Origin of the sequence: Paenibacillus polygoni (genome assembly GCF_030263935.1) — a bacterium.
In the GTDB taxonomy this organism is placed as follows: Bacteria; Bacillota; Bacilli; order Paenibacillales; family Paenibacillaceae; genus Paenibacillus; species Paenibacillus polygoni.
In genome coordinates this window covers 964,252-981,694 of sequence record NZ_CP127162.1, presented here as the reverse complement: position 1 = coordinate 981,694, position 17,443 = coordinate 964,252, and the positions used below count along the sequence as shown (strand labels likewise).

General features: G+C 35.2%; 15 protein-coding genes and 1 pseudogene. 3 read left to right on the top strand and 13 right to left on the bottom strand.

The features are described 5' to 3' along the window. Nucleotides 1-2: 2 nt before the first annotated feature. The 3 genes from QPK24_RS04695 to QPK24_RS04685 form a co-directional block, all read right to left on the bottom strand. The gene (locus QPK24_RS04695; RefSeq protein WP_285746561.1) at nt 3-692 is read right to left on the bottom strand and encodes a hypothetical protein; all 690 of its coding nucleotides are present in this window, start codon (nt 690-692) and stop codon (nt 3-5) included. Nucleotides 693-874: 182 nt separating this feature from the next. Then, nucleotides 875-1,336 (bottom strand): AraC family transcriptional regulator, encoded by a 462-nt coding sequence (locus QPK24_RS04690; protein WP_285746559.1) that lies wholly within the window; start codon nt 1,334-1,336, stop codon nt 875-877. Between the two features lie 229 nt (nt 1,337-1,565). Beyond that, nucleotides 1,566-2,243 (bottom strand): hypothetical protein, encoded by a 678-nt coding sequence (locus QPK24_RS04685; RefSeq protein ID WP_285746557.1) that lies wholly within the window; start codon nt 2,241-2,243, stop codon nt 1,566-1,568. A gap of 127 nt (nt 2,244-2,370) precedes the next feature. On the opposite strand from QPK24_RS04685, the gene QPK24_RS04680 reads away from it, so the two are divergent. Together QPK24_RS04680 and QPK24_RS04675 are read left to right on the top strand one after the other, a co-directional pair. Beyond that, a complete protein-coding gene (locus QPK24_RS04680; protein WP_285746555.1) occupies nt 2,371-2,916 on the top strand; it encodes a DUF6199 family natural product biosynthesis protein in 546 nt (181 codons plus the stop codon). A gap of 96 nt (nt 2,917-3,012) precedes the next feature. Continuing rightward, nucleotides 3,013-4,242, top strand: coding sequence for an aminopeptidase (locus tag QPK24_RS04675; RefSeq protein WP_285746553.1), 1,230 nt, complete (start codon nt 3,013-3,015; stop codon nt 4,240-4,242). A gap of 166 nt (nt 4,243-4,408) precedes the next feature. Here the strand turns inward: QPK24_RS04675 and QPK24_RS04670 are convergent, their stop codons facing one another. Then, entirely contained in the window at nt 4,409-5,254 is an 846-nt protein-coding gene (locus QPK24_RS04670) for a DUF1835 domain-containing protein (protein WP_407082990.1), read from the bottom strand. 119 nt (nt 5,255-5,373) lie between these two features. Then, nucleotides 5,374-6,212: pseudogene (locus QPK24_RS04665) on the bottom strand (IS30 family transposase). Nucleotides 6,213-6,363: 151 nt separating this feature from the next. Here QPK24_RS04665 and QPK24_RS04660 point away from each other — a divergent pair. After that, complete coding sequence (locus QPK24_RS04660; RefSeq protein WP_285746551.1) at nt 6,364-6,609, top strand: hypothetical protein; 246 nt, start codon at nt 6,364-6,366, stop codon at nt 6,607-6,609. Between the two features lie 471 nt (nt 6,610-7,080). Here the strand turns inward: QPK24_RS04660 and QPK24_RS23565 are convergent, their stop codons facing one another. The 8 genes from QPK24_RS23565 to QPK24_RS04625 form a co-directional block, all read right to left on the bottom strand. Continuing rightward, on the bottom strand, nt 7,081-8,052 hold the full coding sequence (locus QPK24_RS23565) for an EpsG family protein (protein WP_407082989.1): 972 nt from the start codon (nt 8,050-8,052) through the stop codon (nt 7,081-7,083). 581 nt (nt 8,053-8,633) lie between these two features. Beyond that, nucleotides 8,634-9,353: a hypothetical protein gene (locus tag QPK24_RS04655; protein WP_285746549.1), complete on the bottom strand. Its 720-nt coding sequence runs from the start codon at nt 9,351-9,353 to the stop codon at nt 8,634-8,636. A gap of 352 nt (nt 9,354-9,705) precedes the next feature. After that, nucleotides 9,706-10,974 (bottom strand): oligosaccharide flippase family protein, encoded by a 1,269-nt coding sequence (locus QPK24_RS04650; protein ID WP_285746548.1) that lies wholly within the window; start codon nt 10,972-10,974, stop codon nt 9,706-9,708. A 472-nt stretch (nt 10,975-11,446) separates the two neighbouring features. After that, entirely contained in the window at nt 11,447-12,550 is a 1,104-nt protein-coding gene (locus QPK24_RS04645) for a glycosyltransferase family 1 protein (RefSeq protein ID WP_285746547.1), read from the bottom strand. A gap of 648 nt (nt 12,551-13,198) precedes the next feature. Then, nucleotides 13,199-14,029 (bottom strand): glycosyltransferase family 2 protein, encoded by an 831-nt coding sequence (locus tag QPK24_RS04640; protein WP_285746546.1) that lies wholly within the window; start codon nt 14,027-14,029, stop codon nt 13,199-13,201. A 78-nt stretch (nt 14,030-14,107) separates the two neighbouring features. Next, nucleotides 14,108-15,427, bottom strand: coding sequence for a nucleotide sugar dehydrogenase (locus QPK24_RS04635; RefSeq protein ID WP_285746545.1), 1,320 nt, complete (start codon nt 15,425-15,427; stop codon nt 14,108-14,110). 13 nt (nt 15,428-15,440) lie between these two features. Beyond that, nucleotides 15,441-16,538: a glycosyltransferase family 4 protein gene (locus QPK24_RS04630; protein WP_285746543.1), complete on the bottom strand. Its 1,098-nt coding sequence runs from the start codon at nt 16,536-16,538 to the stop codon at nt 15,441-15,443. After that, nucleotides 16,535-17,437 (bottom strand): NAD-dependent epimerase/dehydratase family protein, encoded by a 903-nt coding sequence (locus QPK24_RS04625; protein WP_285746541.1) that lies wholly within the window; start codon nt 17,435-17,437, stop codon nt 16,535-16,537. The genes QPK24_RS04630 and QPK24_RS04625 overlap by 4 nt, the downstream gene beginning before the upstream one ends. Nucleotides 17,438-17,443: the final 6 nt, after the last annotated feature.

The following is a 17,443-nucleotide window of genomic DNA, read 5'->3' as shown; positions in this document are numbered from 1 at the left end:
AATTATTGAATATGATAATGCGTTAGTAAAGATTCATTCAATTGGTTTATTTTTATAAGATGCGGCTTTAACTTATCCAGAAGCTTCATTTTTGCACCTTTCAACTGGTCTGAAAAGATTAACGATTGAGTATTGGAGCTATCTTTCAGTTCCGTAAATGTTTTGTCCAGCGATCGCAGCTCTTCCGCCAGTGAAAGTAAATATTCTCGTGTATATTCATCTAGTACCTTTGGCGTCGATTTCCAATAACGATAACTAATACTGTACATTGGGTTCCATGTCGGACCACTTACTAAGAGATATAAGTCAATATCCTCATAATAAATATGGTTTATGATTTCTCCTTCTTCTTTTTCAGAAAAAGTATCACTAAAATTCACAAACATCATCAGCTGCTCATCAACTTCTTCGGCTTGAGTTTTGGCAGTTTCAATTAATTCTTGAACTTTAGCAGGCCTCTCGTCTTCCTCTGTTTTACTTAATGTTTCCAAAGTGTTAGCAAGCGGAAGTGGTGATACAGGATGCTTCACTAAGTATAGGAAACCAGAGTCGTTTTTCGTTTGATACATTTGCTCCAATTTGTTGTACTCCTCTTTGTACTTTATTTCCGCATTTTTATATACCTTTGTGTAAATCATCGTGACTGCGCCCAAAAGTATAACAAATATGATAACGTATGATTTCTTTGACACCTTATCTTCCTCCCGAGGTAAATTTACCCTGTTAAGGCTAACTTATTATCCGCCAAAAACAAAGCCAATATTTTCTATATCATTACCTATTCATTCTAGGACCGAAGCACTTTGGTCTACTAAAATGAAAACAAACCGAGATAAGATAAGCTCTTAATCCCGGTTTGTGCAGCGTAGATTATTTAATTTAAATCTATTTTAACAGGCACACATATTTCACAATAATCATCTAGGATCATATGACCCTTGTACCTTTCAATCACGGGTTTGTTATCCATCAGATATCCTCCGCTCTGTAACGCAGGGAAGATTTGAGTCCAAGCTTTCTGAATATCTTCTGCTGTATGTTTTAGCTTAAAAATAGCATAGTCACCACAAGGCAGCTCACTCTCACTAATGATATTATTCATTTGATAATCTTGGGGGATGACAATACAAGCATCATATCGGCATTGTTCAGGAGGCGTTGTTTCAGGATTATCCTGCGAAATTCCAAACAGGACAGCAGATTCAGTAAGTAAATTTTCCTCCTCTGCCCACTCCTTTAATCTTTGCATAACCTGGTTGTTATCAGAACCATAAGGACCTATTTGTCGTATATAGGCAATGCGAACACTTGGCAGCGTCTCAATATCAAACTTCATCTCTTCTTTCCTCCTCTTTCAACTGTTATTAGGTGCACTTCGAATGCTATCATGATATAAAAATTTATTCATATGTTTTTTTGAATGAAATGTATTCTCCAAAAACCTGGGGCTTGTTATGGCTTATTACATCCAGATAAGTACTTAGGCAAAAAAAACTGCAGACCAACTAGTCTATACTAGTTAGTCTGCAGTCTATATCACCTCAAGTAAGAGGTGACCTGCCTTTTTAATACCAGTCGGTTAATCGAGTTTGATCAAAATCAACGCCGTATACCACATCATTCTCTATGATCTTCCATGATTCCGCATTGACAACACAATGAATAAAGGTAGATTTAAACGCTTCAATCGTTGCAGGTACGGCCTTGATGACTCTTTCGATTGGTGAACCTTTGCCTGAATGGAAAGCTTCCACAGCCACTTCATTCGCTGCTTTAGAAGCAAGGTCAAAGCAACCTTGTAATTCATTTATTATAAATTGGTCAAGATGATTTGGAAACTTCATATATGCATAAATCGTTAGTTCAGAGTCACGTCTTTTTAAACAAGGGTACGTAAATTTCACTTTACCGAATGGGGTTTTAAAAGCATTTTTACATGCTGCAATTTTAAATTCTGGAACTTTGATCGCAAATAACCTTTTATTGATCTGTTCTATTTCCGTTAACGGCTGAAGGACTGGAAGAACGAACTCACTTTCAGTAGATACTAATTCATACTCGATATGTTCAGGGTCTGGCGTCGTGATAAAAAATTGCGGCATCGCCGCCTGAAGCTCTTTTTGAATATCAGAAGGCAGATCAATCAGATCAACTGCATCTCCGTGGTCTTCCACTTCCTCATAAGGAATAGGTTTATCTGATCGGTAAAAATTGTAGGCCCACTGTGCTTTTATACGGTTCATGGATATCCTCCTCGTGCTTATCTCTAGGCTAATGTATGCACTCCCCACGCCGTATGTGAATGATGCACAGATAGATGGTTTGCTATGGTACACTTAAGTATAAGGAAAAGATAGGAAGTGATAGTATTTGACCGGTTTTATTGGATTTTTGTTCATCATTTCAGGACTTTTTGCAGCAATTTCTCCTTATTCAGCCTGGTATTTATCTTATGGTTGGAGATTTAAAGATGCAGAACCGAGTGAGTTAGCATTAAGTTCAGAGCGAATTGTCGGCATTGTCCTCGTAATCGCCGGGTTTATTACAGTGATCTCCAGCTGTTCTGCGGGAAGCGCAGATCGACATTGGCCAGATCAATTCAATGAGAAACTTGCTGCAGGCGAGGTTCAAGAAATATCCATTGGTTTCGTTAACCCTGTAACCCTGACAACAGAAGAAACAACCGAAGTGGTCCATATGATGGAGGAAGCAGAACTTATACCTATGGATTCAAGTAATGTGTATGGAGCAAACAATTCAGGTTCAGTGATGTTCACAGATCAGACCAGTGTAGAAATCGTATTTTTCGGTAATTCTGGCAGAATTGAGTTACACCCAAATCATATGGATAAAATATATATCATTGATAGCGAAGATCTTGAAAAGTGGTATACGGCGAATTATTCAAACAAGTAACGTGAGGAACAGCTGCAAACTTTGATTCATTGGAAATAAGAGGTACACTAGAGAAGAAATGATTAAAGCGGATCGCAAAAAAGGAGATGGCCCGATATGGATTTTCAAACCAAGCTAAATAACTATGCAGAACTACTCGTGAAAGTCGGGGTAAATGTACAAAAAGGGCAAACTGTCGTCCTGAATATTTCCATTGAGTTACCTGAACTGGCTCGTGCTATTGTCAAAAAAGCATACGAAGCGGGTGCCTACAAAGTGAAAGTCAACTGGTCAGATGATGAAATATCTCGTATTCACTATGATATGGCGTCTGAGGAATCTTTCCTGGATGTACCAAAACATACCGCAGCAGAACGCATCGAACAAGCAGAGAATGGTGCTGCTTTTATTACAATTAAGTCCGATGATCCTGATCTGCTCGCCGGTGTATCTTCTCAAAAAATCATTAATGCGAACAGAACACTCAGCACTGCACTGACACGTTTCCGTCAATTGACTCAGTCCTTTAAAGTAAGCTGGTCCCTTGGGGCTGCTCCTTCTAAGGGATGGGCTGCTAAAGTCTTCCCGGACTTGCCGGAAGATCAGCAAATTGCGAAGCTGTGGGACGTTATTTTTCAAATGGTGCGTGCCGATCAGCCTGATCCGGTTGGTGCTTGGGAGAAACATATCGCAACACTCAAAGAAAAAAGTAATTACCTGAACCAAAAACAATATAAAAAGCTGCGCTACATTGCTCCAGGTACAGATCTTACGATGGAACTTCCTGAGAATCATATCTGGCTTGGCGGGAATAAAGAAAATGAAAAAGGCATCTGGTTCGTACCGAACCTGCCGACAGAAGAAGTCTATTCTGCTCCGCTGCGTACAGGTGTGAATGGAAAAGTCTCCAGCACGAAGCCGCTCAGCTACAGCGGGAACATCATCGACAACTTTACATTTACGTTTGAGAATGGACGTGTCGTTGACGTAACGGCTGAAAAAGGCGAAGAAACGCTGAAAGGTCTCGTTAACATGGATGAAGGCGCTCATTATCTGGGTGAAGTTGCCCTTGTACCGCACCATTCTCCGATCTCAGACAGCGGTGTTCTTTTCTACAAAACGCTGTTTGATGAGAATGCAAGCTGCCATCTCGCGATTGGAAGTGCCTATTCTGCATGTATCGAGGGTGGAACCGAAATGACTCCTGAGCAGCTGAATGAGCATGGTCTGAACACGAGTACAGTCCACACCGACTTCATGATCGGCTCTGCTGAACTCGATATCTATGGTGTTACTGCGGACGGAACAGAAGAACCTGTATTTAAAAAAGGAAACTGGGCGTTTTAATTCACGCTCAAAACGAAGAGGAGGTTGTTCCTTTTCACCGTATGGTGATTTCAGGCAACCTCTTTTTTATTGATACAACTCCCCATACTTCAATCTAAGGGGGAATATTTTATTTGGAAAGGAATCGTTCTCAGGCTCTTCCGCTATCAACAGTAAAGTGTATGATCTACACTCTGGATAGCCCCGCCTTCGTCAGGGAGATCGATGCATTTTTGAAAGAAGCTCCCCCAGTCGTGTCGGTCTTGAAGTCCTCTACTCCCTCTAGCATAATCAGAGGCTGAGATCGTTCTGCCATTGTACGGAGCACATACCAAAATTCCAAATCGCCCAGGCCCAACTGATGAAGCGTATTGCCTACTTTACGAAATAGACCATCAGGAGAATGCTCTCCAGCAGCAATCTCTTTCATTACCTCCTGCTCCACACTCCCTATTCCATCAGGTTCTGACGACAGGCGAGAAAGGTAAGCAAGATACGCTTCTTTTGCAAAAGGTAAAGCCGAGGTGTCGCCGTCCAATAACTGCCGCAGCTCATCTAAATCTCTTGATGCGTATGCTTTCCACAGTGCATCACCTAGCTGAAGCTCCTTGCTGCTTACCAATTGCCACGTACCGGATAGTGTCAGCAGCTGTTCTGTCGTTAACTGACCTAATCCGCGAAACCGTTCAATACCTGGAAACTCGCCGATCGTAAGCAGATTAAGCTTCGTATTCCCCAGATCTTGATGAGCGAAGAAGGACAACAGATAACAAAGCATCGTCTGATCGAATAGATCATGTTCGAACCATAATACTACCTCGTCGTATTGCCGGAACTTAGCGAGTTGCTCTTCCTGTTGCTTACAGGTCATCCTATATTGTTCAGCAGGAATGCCTAAATTCTGCTCTAAGTACTTCGCCCGCACGGTGAGATGAGTATCCGTATTCATCTCCTTGAATACAGGTCCAACCGTATAGATCTCTCTCCAGACCAGAATATCACCTTGTAACGAACCTTGCTTCGATCTTACCAGAGTTATTCGTTTAATTGATGAAGGATTGTATTAATCAATATCAGCTTTCAACAAAATTAGAAACGATTATGCTCATAATTTAAAGTATGAGATAAATTAATATACAAAGTTGAAAAATTTTAATATCTACTTGGTCTGTTGTTAATGAGTTGGAGAGCATGTTCTAATTCTTTCTCAGTCACCTCTGGGAAGTCTTTTCCTTTTGGAAAGAACTCTCGAAGAAGCCTGTTTCCGTTATCATTGGAGCCTCGCTGCCATGAAGAATAAGGATCTGCAAAATACACCTTCATACCATGTGACTCTTCCAGTTGACGAAAGCATACGAACTCCTTACCGCGGACAACGGTAGCTGTTTAGAACTGGCATTTTAATAGCAGTCTACAGCCTTGTTTTTCGCTCGATACATGTAGCGACACAAGCCTTGCTTTTTCCTCGGCTAGTAGACGACCGTGTCTAGTTCCCAGTGCCCAAAGCTTTCTCGGGAACGAATCTCATTAGGTGGTTGTTTGATAGAAGTGCCTACGAGGAAAGCGACCTCGTCTTTCTTGGGGTTTCTGTCTCTTTCCCTTGTGTCTTAACTGCTGAACGGTTGTACGAATCAAACGCCCTTTATAAATCCAGTCGTAGATCGTTTTCAACGAAACCATGGGTTGTTCTTTCAGATCATAATGCATAGAGATTTGTTCAGGTGACCATGTTTCATGAAGTCGCTGATCCATTTCTTTTTCAAGTGTCTCTATCACTTCCCTCTAGATTTTTGAGCTTGGCGAAGGCGTCGGTACCCTTTCTCTGATGCTACCGCCAGGTAACCTTCCGGGCTCTGATTTTTCTTGAGATACCGACTGATCGCGGAGTGATGGCGGTCCAATTCGCGAGCAATGGCTCGAACGGACAGCCCCAGTTGATGTAATGGTTCTAGTTTACTGCGTTCAATTATGCTAAAAGGTGTGTAGCTCATGGTGGATTCTCCTTGTAGGTGTTGTGTGGTAACTCCATTCTACATGAATCTGACCATGGGCCATTTTTTATTCTGAACTAGGTGTCGCACTTCATGTTACAATCCGTCTTTTGATGAATTGTAATGAAGCTCTAGAAGAAGTAGCCAAGACGTGATCAAACGTAATAATGCCGAAGGATTTATTCTATCGACACCTTGGACGCTGATGCCACCCATATTTAAAAATTTGATTGCGAACCGAAGAAAAAAGAATAAGATAGTGAATCGATTAATTGAAGATCCTGGGTGTAAGCCCAAGCAAGAACAAGAAGCTCGGTTGCTGCAAAAAAGTAGGAAGAAGACCTACAAAACCTTGCGAGTACAGATGCCCATCACACCTGAGTGGAATGGGGGATGAAAAAGTGAAGGTAAAACTTAAATTGGTATGGGTATGAAGGGCACTTCGCAGTTGTATCGAAAGATCATATATTATTAGCGCATTACTTTCATCTGTAACCATAAATAACTCCCGCACGAGGAAGTACTTTATTAAAGTAAATAGCTAAGCGAAGTTTCGCAGTTGAACGAGAAAAAGTTTAATTGAAGAAATCCTTCAATTAAGCAACGTAAGACACCGAACAGGAGCAAAAACGAGATTCTATTTTATCCTCGTAACCCTGGTATACAACAGTGTATGAAAGCTCGTCTGGATTGTGTGAACAAACAATAAAGAAAGAATAAAACAGCATAAATTTCAAATAATATAATTACATTTGTGATCTACAATTTAAAAAGTAAATGCATCACTTATATGATCTATTTGTCGTTTTACGAATACCTAGAATTTCAAGAAAGTAAACGGCCATTCAAGAATCAACTTTACTGATTTCTACCTATATTTGAAGAATGGAGAGCTTATAATACCCAATACAAAAAAGGAAAATACAACCAGGAATAAAATAAAAGGAGAACTACTTTTTTTGTGAACTAAAGGGTAAACAACTAATATAGGGATTAAGTGCCAAGAATATGCGGATAGTCTATTCGAAAATGCAATGAATCCAAATAATAAGAATACGCTATTAAATGCCAAGTATATTTTTAAAATATGTGAATAAATCTTTTTATTTATATCTTCCATATCCAATTTATTATAAAAATATATTGAAATAACAAGAAAGAAAAAACTGAACAATAAAAATGTTATTTTATTTGTACTTCCACCAAAACCTTCAATTATATTGGAATTTGTGTAAGTGTTATAATATTCGAAATTATGAATGAAACTAAATCGAGAAATTAAATTATTTAAACCGGTAAAATATAAGAATGCAATTATTGACCAAATAATTAAAAGTGGTTTAAGTCTAATATTGAAAACTAAAACAAAGAGTAGAACCGCAGAAAAAATAATAGAAGTTGTATGAAACAGAGCAGCAGTTATTATTGAAAGATAAAATTTAATTGTATGCGGCTTTTCTATCCAGAAACCTATAGCTAGCAAAATGAACATCATAGCAAAACCCTGTCTCATACCATTAAAAATATAGTCATAAAAAAAAGGATAACTAAGAAATAGAAAAACAACATACATCCTCTGCCACTGAAGGAAAATTCTATTAATAGATATGTACATTATCATGAAGTACAAAATAAAACTAATTACCACAAAAGTTGAAGGGTTTGTACTAAAACGAGATATTGTCCACTGCATTATTAAAAAAAGGGGTTCCCAGCTAAAATATTGAAATATTTGAAATAAACCAAGATTATTCATTTGTTGGTAGGTATCTACATATCTAATCATATCACTAACATAGACATTCAATGAAGGTATATATGCTACCATTGTAAGTAACATTATCATAACAACGCTTCTAGAAGTAACACGGTTATTAAATACGGTGTTCCTAGGAAATAAAGAAGATGATAGGATAAAAAGTGAAACAGTAATAAAAAGAACCATTTAGTCACCTCAAAGTCTTTGTCTCTAACACTAAGTTTGAGAAGAAAGCTATTCTATTACGAACTTGCTTAAATAAAAACATCGCACGAAATCTGTTGTTCATCAACACTCTGGCAGGGAGTTGCAAAGCGTTTGAACCCCCATGAAGCTTCCCTATAATTGTACCCAAAACTAACTTTTTGTCACCTTTATTGTTACTTTGGTTCGACTAAATCCCTCGCTAAATGTATCTAGTCAATATAAAACTACATCCTCTTTAACGTAAAGCGCTTAAGTAGAAAATCATCGTACTTCTCCCTGAATGTAAACCAAGACCATAGTCCGATAGTAAAATATTATTACACCCTAACCTAGGATGTATACGGTGCCTATTGTATGTTTAGTTTGGGAATCTCACATCAGAAAGTCTCATGTAGTTTCTTTTAATCTATTGCTCTGAATATCGCTAGTAATTTCCAGAGATGATCTATTTTAGTTCATTTAACTTGGGATACTTTATTTAACATTTCCGACTTTTTAGTAGCTATCGCTTTTTTATACTCAGCCTTTACTTGTAAAGCCAAATCATTACTTAGTCCGTTTTTCTTGAGCTCAGCTTTCATCCGTTCTAACTGATCATTAAATACTTCATCAAGCTTTTTTTGTAGTTTATTAGCAGCACTCATATAAGTAGAAGAAATATCAGATAATGATCTACCCGATTTATAATCATTTAGTGCATTTTCAGCTAGTTTGTCAATTTTAGAAATAGCTTTTGACTCCAAAATATTAAACGTGGCTGTATACTTTCTTTCAATCTCCTTCTCTATATCCTTTGATTCTAAATTATGATCTCTTTTTGAACTTGATACTGAATTCGAGCTATTAATTTCCCCGATATCTTTTGCATTGCTAGAATTAGTAGTAGCAGTTTCTCCATTTGTATCTCCATAAATTGCTTTGAAATCATCTTTAGGTGAAGATAATCCTTCTATTCCGTCACTAGAGACTGGCAACTCTTCAGATTGAATATCAAATTCTGGAAAGTCAAAAAAATCCACCTCAACTCCAATGTCTTCAGCCTGCACATCTTTATGAGTAAAAAGGTGATATCCTCCCCAACCACCTCCAATAAAAATCATCATAATCAATAGAGTTATCCATAAACTTTTGCGAGTCTTTTTCTTGCCTTTCCTTCTCATTCTAAATCTAGTCATTTCATACCTCCTTATATTTAGAATTTAACAACTATAGAACTTGGAGGGCTAATAAAAATATATTAAATAACGAGACAAGTTGCTTAATTCTAATACAGCAAATTTCCTGGTATATCTAATAGTCAAAGTTTTAACATATCAATCTTAAATAATTGTAAGCCTTCCCCTTTGATATTTCAGATATGCTGCAACAACTTCATGTAATAGATTGGGTAGCATAAGTAACTAGGACGACCCCCCTGTTACAGATCAACACATTATTAAATATTAATTGGTTCATCAGAAAGATACCTATCAGTAAAAAGAACCACATATACTACAGGAATGTTGTTTTTAATGTGAAGATTTATTTTCACTTGCTTCCTTTTATTTTCTTCTTAACCAAGAGAGATAAAACAATTAATTTAGTGACGAACTGAACTATTGCCGAATAAATTAATGCTATTGATGCACCTTTAATTCCGTTTCCAGGAATTAATATATATGAAAAGAATAAAGTTGCTACAATCCAGGTTGCTGCCATATATGGCTGAATTTTAAATGCCCTAGCTGCAGTTATACCATATCCAAAACATGCTCCTGTATAATTAATTAAACCAGCTATCATTATTAACACGAAGACATCTATATACTTAGCATATTCTGCATCGTAAATTATTGTTAATACATCTTCGCCCCCAAAAAATGCAACGCAAACACCTAAAATACCTACGGTAAATCCTATTGCCATTATTTTCATTATTAACTTATTGAAATCTTTCATTTTATTACTCGCAAAATATTTCGCTAGTTTGGGGCTAGCCGATTGTGACAATGCATTTACCACTATATTTCCTGCTATAATAAGATATGCCATAGCAGCAAAATGGCCTAATGCCTTCGTATCAACATAATATTCAATAAAGTATCGAGGTAAATTAGTAGTCAATGATCCAATCATAAGTGTCAATCCAAGAGGGAATGATAAAATAACAATTTTTTTTATTTTACTCTTATTAAATATCGGTATTATTTTTTCAAAGTAAATAGCATTTCGAATATCATAGAAAATTAATACCGTTCCCCAAGCAATCGTCATTGCAAATGTACCTATTAATAAATTACCAGTAAACCGAATAGTAACTGATAAAAATATTAAAGATAAAATCCCCTTAATAATAATTGATGTAGCTATTCGGTCCATAACCTCATTTTTTTGAAGTAATCCAAAAATCACCTCACTTAATGATTCAACAATTTTAGCAATACCAATACATATAATAACAAGACTGATTTCCCATGGATAATTTAAACTAATAAGGAAGATTGCTATAAAAGCAATCAAAGAGGTTAATATGCGTAATCCAAGATAGTCGCCAAAAACATAAAGGTTATCTGTGTCAGTAGATTGAATCTCACGTAATTGTAAGTTTGTTAACATTAGAACTGGAGCAGTAATTGCCAAAGCAAGGGAGAACTGACCTACCATTTCGGGATCTCCGAATTTAGCCAAAGAGACTAGTAATCCCCACTGGGTAAGCGCATAAATCAAATTGCCAACGAAGGTCCATGAGAAATTTTTTTTTAAGGAAAGTGGATCTAGGATATTCCTATCTTTGTTTGTTTTAACTGTTTTAAACAAAACTTAATACACCTCAATTTATACTTGCTATGATAATATTAATTTATTCAGATGAATTGCCAATTCAAGCGCGACTGTTTAGAAGAAGGGACAGGGTACGGTGAGGCAGCTACGCCTATAGCGATTTCCATGAATAATGAAGTGCTATCTGAAATCTTAGTGGAGGTTACAGCCTTGTTTTTCGCTCTAAGCATGTAGTGGACACAATTCTGTTTTTCCTTGGCTGGAGACGACCATGTCCAGTTTTCCAGCGCCAAAACGTTTCTCGGGAACGAATAATAGAAGTTCCTACGAGGAAGAACACATAGAAATCTGCTGGGGAGATCGGTTTAACCAATCTCAACATTTTCCTCTGTCTACCTTCATCAAAAGGCTGGATTCTGGTGAAAGAGTTGGTATCACCGATATTAAACCATCTAGGTTCCACATTCTGAGCAAGAAGTCGAACTTCACATTACAATTCGTCTTCATCTTAATCTAAATATAAGGATTCCACTGAAGATGCTAGTAATTCTATATTATAATCCCCTTTTTCAAGTTTTGGATAATATTGATTGCGATCCACTTCTTGTATTTCATTAATAATATTAGCCCAATGCTCGATAGGTTCGTCTAATGAAATTTGTTTAACTAAATCTGTTATAAAAGCCTCTCGAGGTACTTTATTAGATGCTATACAATGCAACCCAGCTGCTTGAGCTTCAATTAATGCTAGCCCTAAACCTTCGAATAAAGAAGGAAAGACAAATACATCCATTGCTTGCATAAGTTCATCTGCATCATCTCTGTTCCCAGTTAAAATTACAGAGGAAGTAAGTTTATATTCATTAATTTTATCTTCTAATAATCCCCTATCATTTCCCTCTCCCACCAAAATTAAACAAGCATCCTCCCTAAGAGTAACAAGTTGTTTAAAAATGTCAATTAGAAACAATTGGTTTTTGACTTGAACTAAACGACCAACATGACCAACAACAAATTTATGGTTTATATTAAATTCTTCTCTAACTTTCTGCCTTGTTATTGGATTAAATTTATACTTATCTAATTTGATTCCGTTCTTCATTATCTTCCCACGATTAAGAAATACTTTTTCTCCAAATAAGAATACACCCGCCTCTTGGCTGCATGAAATATAGTCAGTAGCGTATTTCAATATCAATTTTCTCATAATAACTTGATAGAATTTTATATAAATGCTATTCCGCACCTTGTTTTTAGTGCTATGTGAATGTGCTATTCTTTTTTTCACGCCTACTTTCTTCGCCATTTTAAGAGCAAATCCTGAATTGAATAATGTATGACTATGAATTATGTCGTAAGGCCCATGTTCAATTAAAACTTTTTCAATTTCTTTTGAAAATTTGATATATCCATTAGATGGTTCATCAATATGAATCACCTTTCCTCCCAGTGCTAAGACTTCTTTTTCAAAAATACCAATCTTCTCTCCATATACCAAATAATGATATTCAAATTTTTCTCTATCTATATATCGATATAAATTCATTGCTACGTTTTCAGCCCCCCCCATACTCAGGGAACCAATTACTTGTAAAACTCTATTTTTTTTCATAATTTTTCTTCCCCTTCACTTAAAAAGAAGCCACCCTTAATATTTATAAATTGTTATATTTTTCCTTTCTTTTATACACATATACCCGTACAGAACGATATAAAAAGCAACAATAACATCTCCGTGTTTCACGCACCATTAAATAAGAAAATATAATTTCATCCATACTTCGGAACATAGATGCTCTAATGGAGATACGATAGTGCAATATTTTACTTACAATAAAATCAGAGACTGTAATATGTTTTCTATCAAAATAAGTTGCATGTTGACGATATATTCGTGCTTTATTTAACTTTACCAATCATCATGATTAATTTAGCGTCAAGAAAACCAAGTAGTATATATTTAGTCTTGTGAACAAACCCAGTCGCTCATAGTCACTGTATTAAAAGAAACTACTCATAATGCAGAAATTAAGTGACACAAATTATTTAGCCATAATGTTTACAAAAAATAGCTATTAGTTAAACTATTTTTATGAAGTAAAGTCCCAAGTGAATTTTTAAACTATAGTAATTAAAATCATCTATTTTACTGCAACACTAATAAAAGATGAAAATTTCTTCTTTTTTTAATTTTAAGATTAACAATGAGGTACTGAAAGAAATCAAATAAAAGAGTATATATTTCCATTTTGTTTCATAATTAGTGTTTATTTCTGTACCATCTCAATAGACTCAATGGGATAAGTCCTACTATTAATGGCTTTAACAAAAATATGTATCCTCTAGGTAATAAACCCATTGCCTTGAACCCTTTATACCTATTAATAGCAGAATGTATTCTATACCTATACTTTTTCCTTTTATAAGCATCTTCCCCTTCAAGATAATAATATAATGCTTTATTTAAATTGTATCCTCTATTGCCTTTTGCGTGTAATCGCATAAATAGATCTGAATCTTCACCTCTAACTGTTTCTTTCGCAACCCTGTATCCCCCTATATCATTTATTACATTTTTTCTAAACATAGTAGACGCATGAGTATATGGTAACCTATACAAAAAGTCTTTATTATCAGGAGAACTAATATATGAAAGCTTATACAGTAAACCTTCACTATCAGGGCTAAAATTTGATAGCTCTTCAATGTTATCAGTCTCACTTAATATGAACATTTTGGAACTTACAAAACCATAATTATTATTATTGTCTAAGAAGTATACTTGCTCTTCTAACCTTGTTTTGTGAGAAAAATCGTCTGCATCTTGTATAGCGATATATTCCCCTTTTGCTTCATTAATACATTTATTTCTTGTTGCTGCAGCCTTCAAATTTTCTGTGTTACGTAACAATCTAATTCTATGATCATTTTCCATCATGTTTTTTACTACCTCTACTGTTTTATCAGTTGAAGAATCATCACAGATTATTATTTCGAAATCTTGATACGTTTGATTTTGAATTGATGTAACTGCTCTTGTAATGAAACGCTCAGCATTATATGCGGCAATTATTATTGAAACCCTACACATATAAATCTCCTTTCCACAATTTTCATCCTATTAAGATACTATTCAAATTTATATTTAGTGAATAAAAATCCTAAGTTTTCACAAACTCCAATAACTATATCTTTTCTCTCTTATCTTCTTTTTATCTAAGATACTTTTAATATCAATTATTATTTTTTCCTCATTAGGGCAATCTTTATATAACCCTTCAAATATCTCAAAGGGCATACTCACGAATTCATTGTGGGCAACTGCAAAAACCAAACAATCAACATTATTTATTTCTTCAAGCTTTGTGAGTTTTATTCCATACTCTTTTTCTGCATCATCAGAATCAGCGATCGGGTCAACTATAATAGGCTCTATTTCATACTCATTAAGTCTTGTAATAATATCTCCAACTTTTGAGTTCCTTGTATCAGAGCAATTTTCTTTGAAAGTGATACCTAGTATTACAACCTTAGCATTCTTCACGATCTTATTAGCAATGACTAGCCTTTTTATAATGGCATCCGCTACAAATTCACCCATACTATCGTTTATTTTTCTTCCAGATAAAACAATTTGGCTATGATAACCTAATTTTTCTGCTTCATAAATAAAATAGTATGGATCAATACCTATACAGTGTCCCCCAACTAGTCCTGGATAAAATTTCAAAGCATTCCATTTGGTGTTCATTGCTTCTATGACGTCTTTTGTTTCAATTCCCATTCGATCAAATACCATAGCTAATTCATTCATGAACGCAATATTTATGTCCCGTTGGCTATTTTCTACAACCTTAGCTGCTTCAGCTACTTTAATTGAACTAGCTCGGTAAACACCAGCTTCAATTACTAATTCATATACTTTAGCAATCTCTTCTAGACAATTCTCATCCATGCCAGAAACAATCTTTATAATTTTTTCCAGAGTGTTCACTTTATCCCCTGGATTAATTCTCTCTGGAGAATAACCAACTTTAAAATCAATTCCACATTTTAATCCTGACTCTTTTTCTAGTATAGGAATACAAATATCCTCTGTAACTCCAGGGTATACAGTTGATTCATATACGACTAAAGAGCCTTTGGAAAGATTACGACCGATAATGATGCTAGCCCCTTCTACCGGACCAAGGTCTGGTGTTTTATCAGAATTAATAGGAGTAGGTACAGCTACTACAAAAAACTTTGCTTCTTTAAGCCTCCACTCTTCTGAAGTGAAATCTACTGATGTTTCTTTAATTACTTGGTTTCCTACTTCATTTGTAGGGTCTACTCCCGATTTATATAAGTTTATTTTATCTTTATTTAAATCAAAACCTAGAACTTTAATTTTTTTAGCAAAGGCAATCGCGAGAGGCATACCAACATAACCTAGACCAACTACAGCAATCTTTTCTTGTTTATTTACGATTTGTTCATATAAACTCACATTTCATTCCCCTTTATAATATTTTCTTTATTTCTTCCATATACTTTTCTATTACGATTTTTCGGTCAAATTCTTTTACAGCCTTTTCTCTACTTCTTTTCCCCATCAAATCTCTATCTTCTTCTGACATTCTAATAAATTTCATCATTGCATTTTTTAAAGATTGTACATCAGCAACATTACATAGAAAGCCGTTATATTCATCGTCTACGTTATCTTTGCATCCATATGTATTACATGTAATTAGTGGTCGACCTATTGCAGCTCCCTCTTGAAGAACAGTTCCCCTACCTTCTCCGTATGATGGTAATACAATACAACTTGATTTTTCCATGATGCTTGGAATATCATTTCTTTTCCCTAAATATTTAATAACGCCCATTTTCTGATACTTTTCCAATAATGTTACATATTTTGCTTCATCAACAAAGCCAACTACTTGAAATTTTATATCATTATACTCTAATAATATCTCTTCCGCGGCTAAGAGAAATTCTTCTATACCTTTATCTTTGAGGACTCTACCAACAAAAGTAAAGATGGTTTTTTTTTTGTTTAATGATTCCACATATTTAAATCTTTCTAAGTTAACCCCTGAACCTGGTACGGTGATAGTCTCATTAGAATCGTTTATTATACCGATTTGTTTATAGAATTCCTCGTTGTGATCGTTTAAAAAGAATATCTTTGTAGCAGTTTTAAAACCTATTTTATTTAATACTATAGCTATTTTTTTTTGCCACATATCTTGAATATACACAGAACCTAAACCCGTTACAGTATGTATTGTCTTTGATCTGCATATTCTAGCGGCAATCCCGCCATAAGTATTGGGCTTTATTGTATAAGTCATTACTAACTCAGGTTTGATTTCTCTAATTATTTTTACATATTTATACATCAATTTAAAGTCAGATATAGGGTTTGTGCTTCTCCTCTCTATAGGAGTCTCAATAATTTCACATCCCATTTCTCTAAAATAATCATTTTCATCTGATTTTGGAATTGAGAGATACACTTTAATGCCTGTTTCTAATAATTCACTTATTAATTCCTTTCTAAAAGCATATATCGTTATAAAATGGTTCGCTAAAATCAAAACCTTTTTCATTTTTTCCCTACCCTTTCTGTGTATTCCTTTATTTCGATGCTTATCCCTTCCTTAAAACTAAGGGGTTTATAACCAAAATCAGAGAAAGCTTCATCATGAGAATAAGCTCTATCTTCCCCCATCCTCTGAACCTTTTCTACATAGTCTACCCTTCCAACAGTGAAAATTTTAATAATTCTAGCAAAAAAAACTCCTAAGCCAATTGGTAAGCTAAAAAAATAAACTTTCTTATTCAAACCTTCACTAATTAATCTAAATGCATCTATCATTCTTATGGGCTTATCACCAGAAAGATTATAAGACTTGCCAATAGTTTGATCTGGAGAGATCAATACAGTATAAAAGGCTTTTCCTAAATCTCTTGCATTTACTGGTTGAATTAAATTCTCCCCATCATTAATAACTGGAATGATTCTAAGTTTATCAACTATCTTAATAAACTTGCTCATATTCTTATCACAGAGATCGCCGTAAATCATACTCGGTCTCAAAATAGTAATTTTGGTAAGAGAGTTACTATTTTGGGTTAATTCTAGGACTTGTTTTTCAATAATCTTGTATTGTTCGGACGCATATTTGAATTTAGAATAAATTCCTGTTGTATGCACCAAAATTACCCTTTCAACTTTATTCTTAATTGCATATTCAACAATGCTAGGAGAATGATGAATATTATATATGTGCATCACAGTACTAATTCCAATCAATGATTGCTCAATAAAATTCGAGTCTTCCAAATCACCATAGATCTTTTCTATTTTCAATTCACTTTTATCTAGCATTGAAGTATCACTAGATTCCCTAACAATGCAACGTATAGGACCTGAATAATTATTATTAATAAGTTCTTGCAAGAAGAATTTTCCCGTATGCCCTGTGATCCCTGTTATGAGTAACAATTCTTT

Excerpts from the sequence above, each read along its gene's own strand:
- QPK24_RS04685 (WP_285746557.1), bottom strand. The coding sequence starts at position 2,243 with ATGAACCGTATAAAAGCACAGTGGGCCTACAATTTTTACCGATCAGAT.
- QPK24_RS04655 (WP_285746549.1), bottom strand. The coding sequence starts at position 9,353 with ATGACTAGATTTAGAATGAGAAGGAAAGGCAAGAAAAAGACTCGCAAA.
- QPK24_RS04630 (WP_285746543.1), bottom strand. The coding sequence starts at position 16,538 with ATGAAAAAGGTTTTGATTTTAGCGAACCATTTTATAACGATATATGCT.
- QPK24_RS04645 (WP_285746547.1), bottom strand. The coding sequence starts at position 12,550 with ATGAAAAAAAATAGAGTTTTACAAGTAATTGGTTCCCTGAGTATGGGG.
- QPK24_RS04675 (WP_285746553.1), top strand. The coding sequence starts at position 3,013 with ATGGATTTTCAAACCAAGCTAAATAACTATGCAGAACTACTCGTGAAA.
- QPK24_RS04640 (WP_285746546.1), bottom strand. The coding sequence starts at position 14,029 with ATGTGTAGGGTTTCAATAATAATTGCCGCATATAATGCTGAGCGTTTC.
- QPK24_RS23565 (WP_407082989.1), bottom strand. The coding sequence starts at position 8,052 with ATGTTACTTACAATGGTAGCATATATACCTTCATTGAATGTCTATGTT.
- QPK24_RS04690 (WP_285746559.1), bottom strand. The coding sequence starts at position 1,336 with ATGAAGTTTGATATTGAGACGCTGCCAAGTGTTCGCATTGCCTATATA.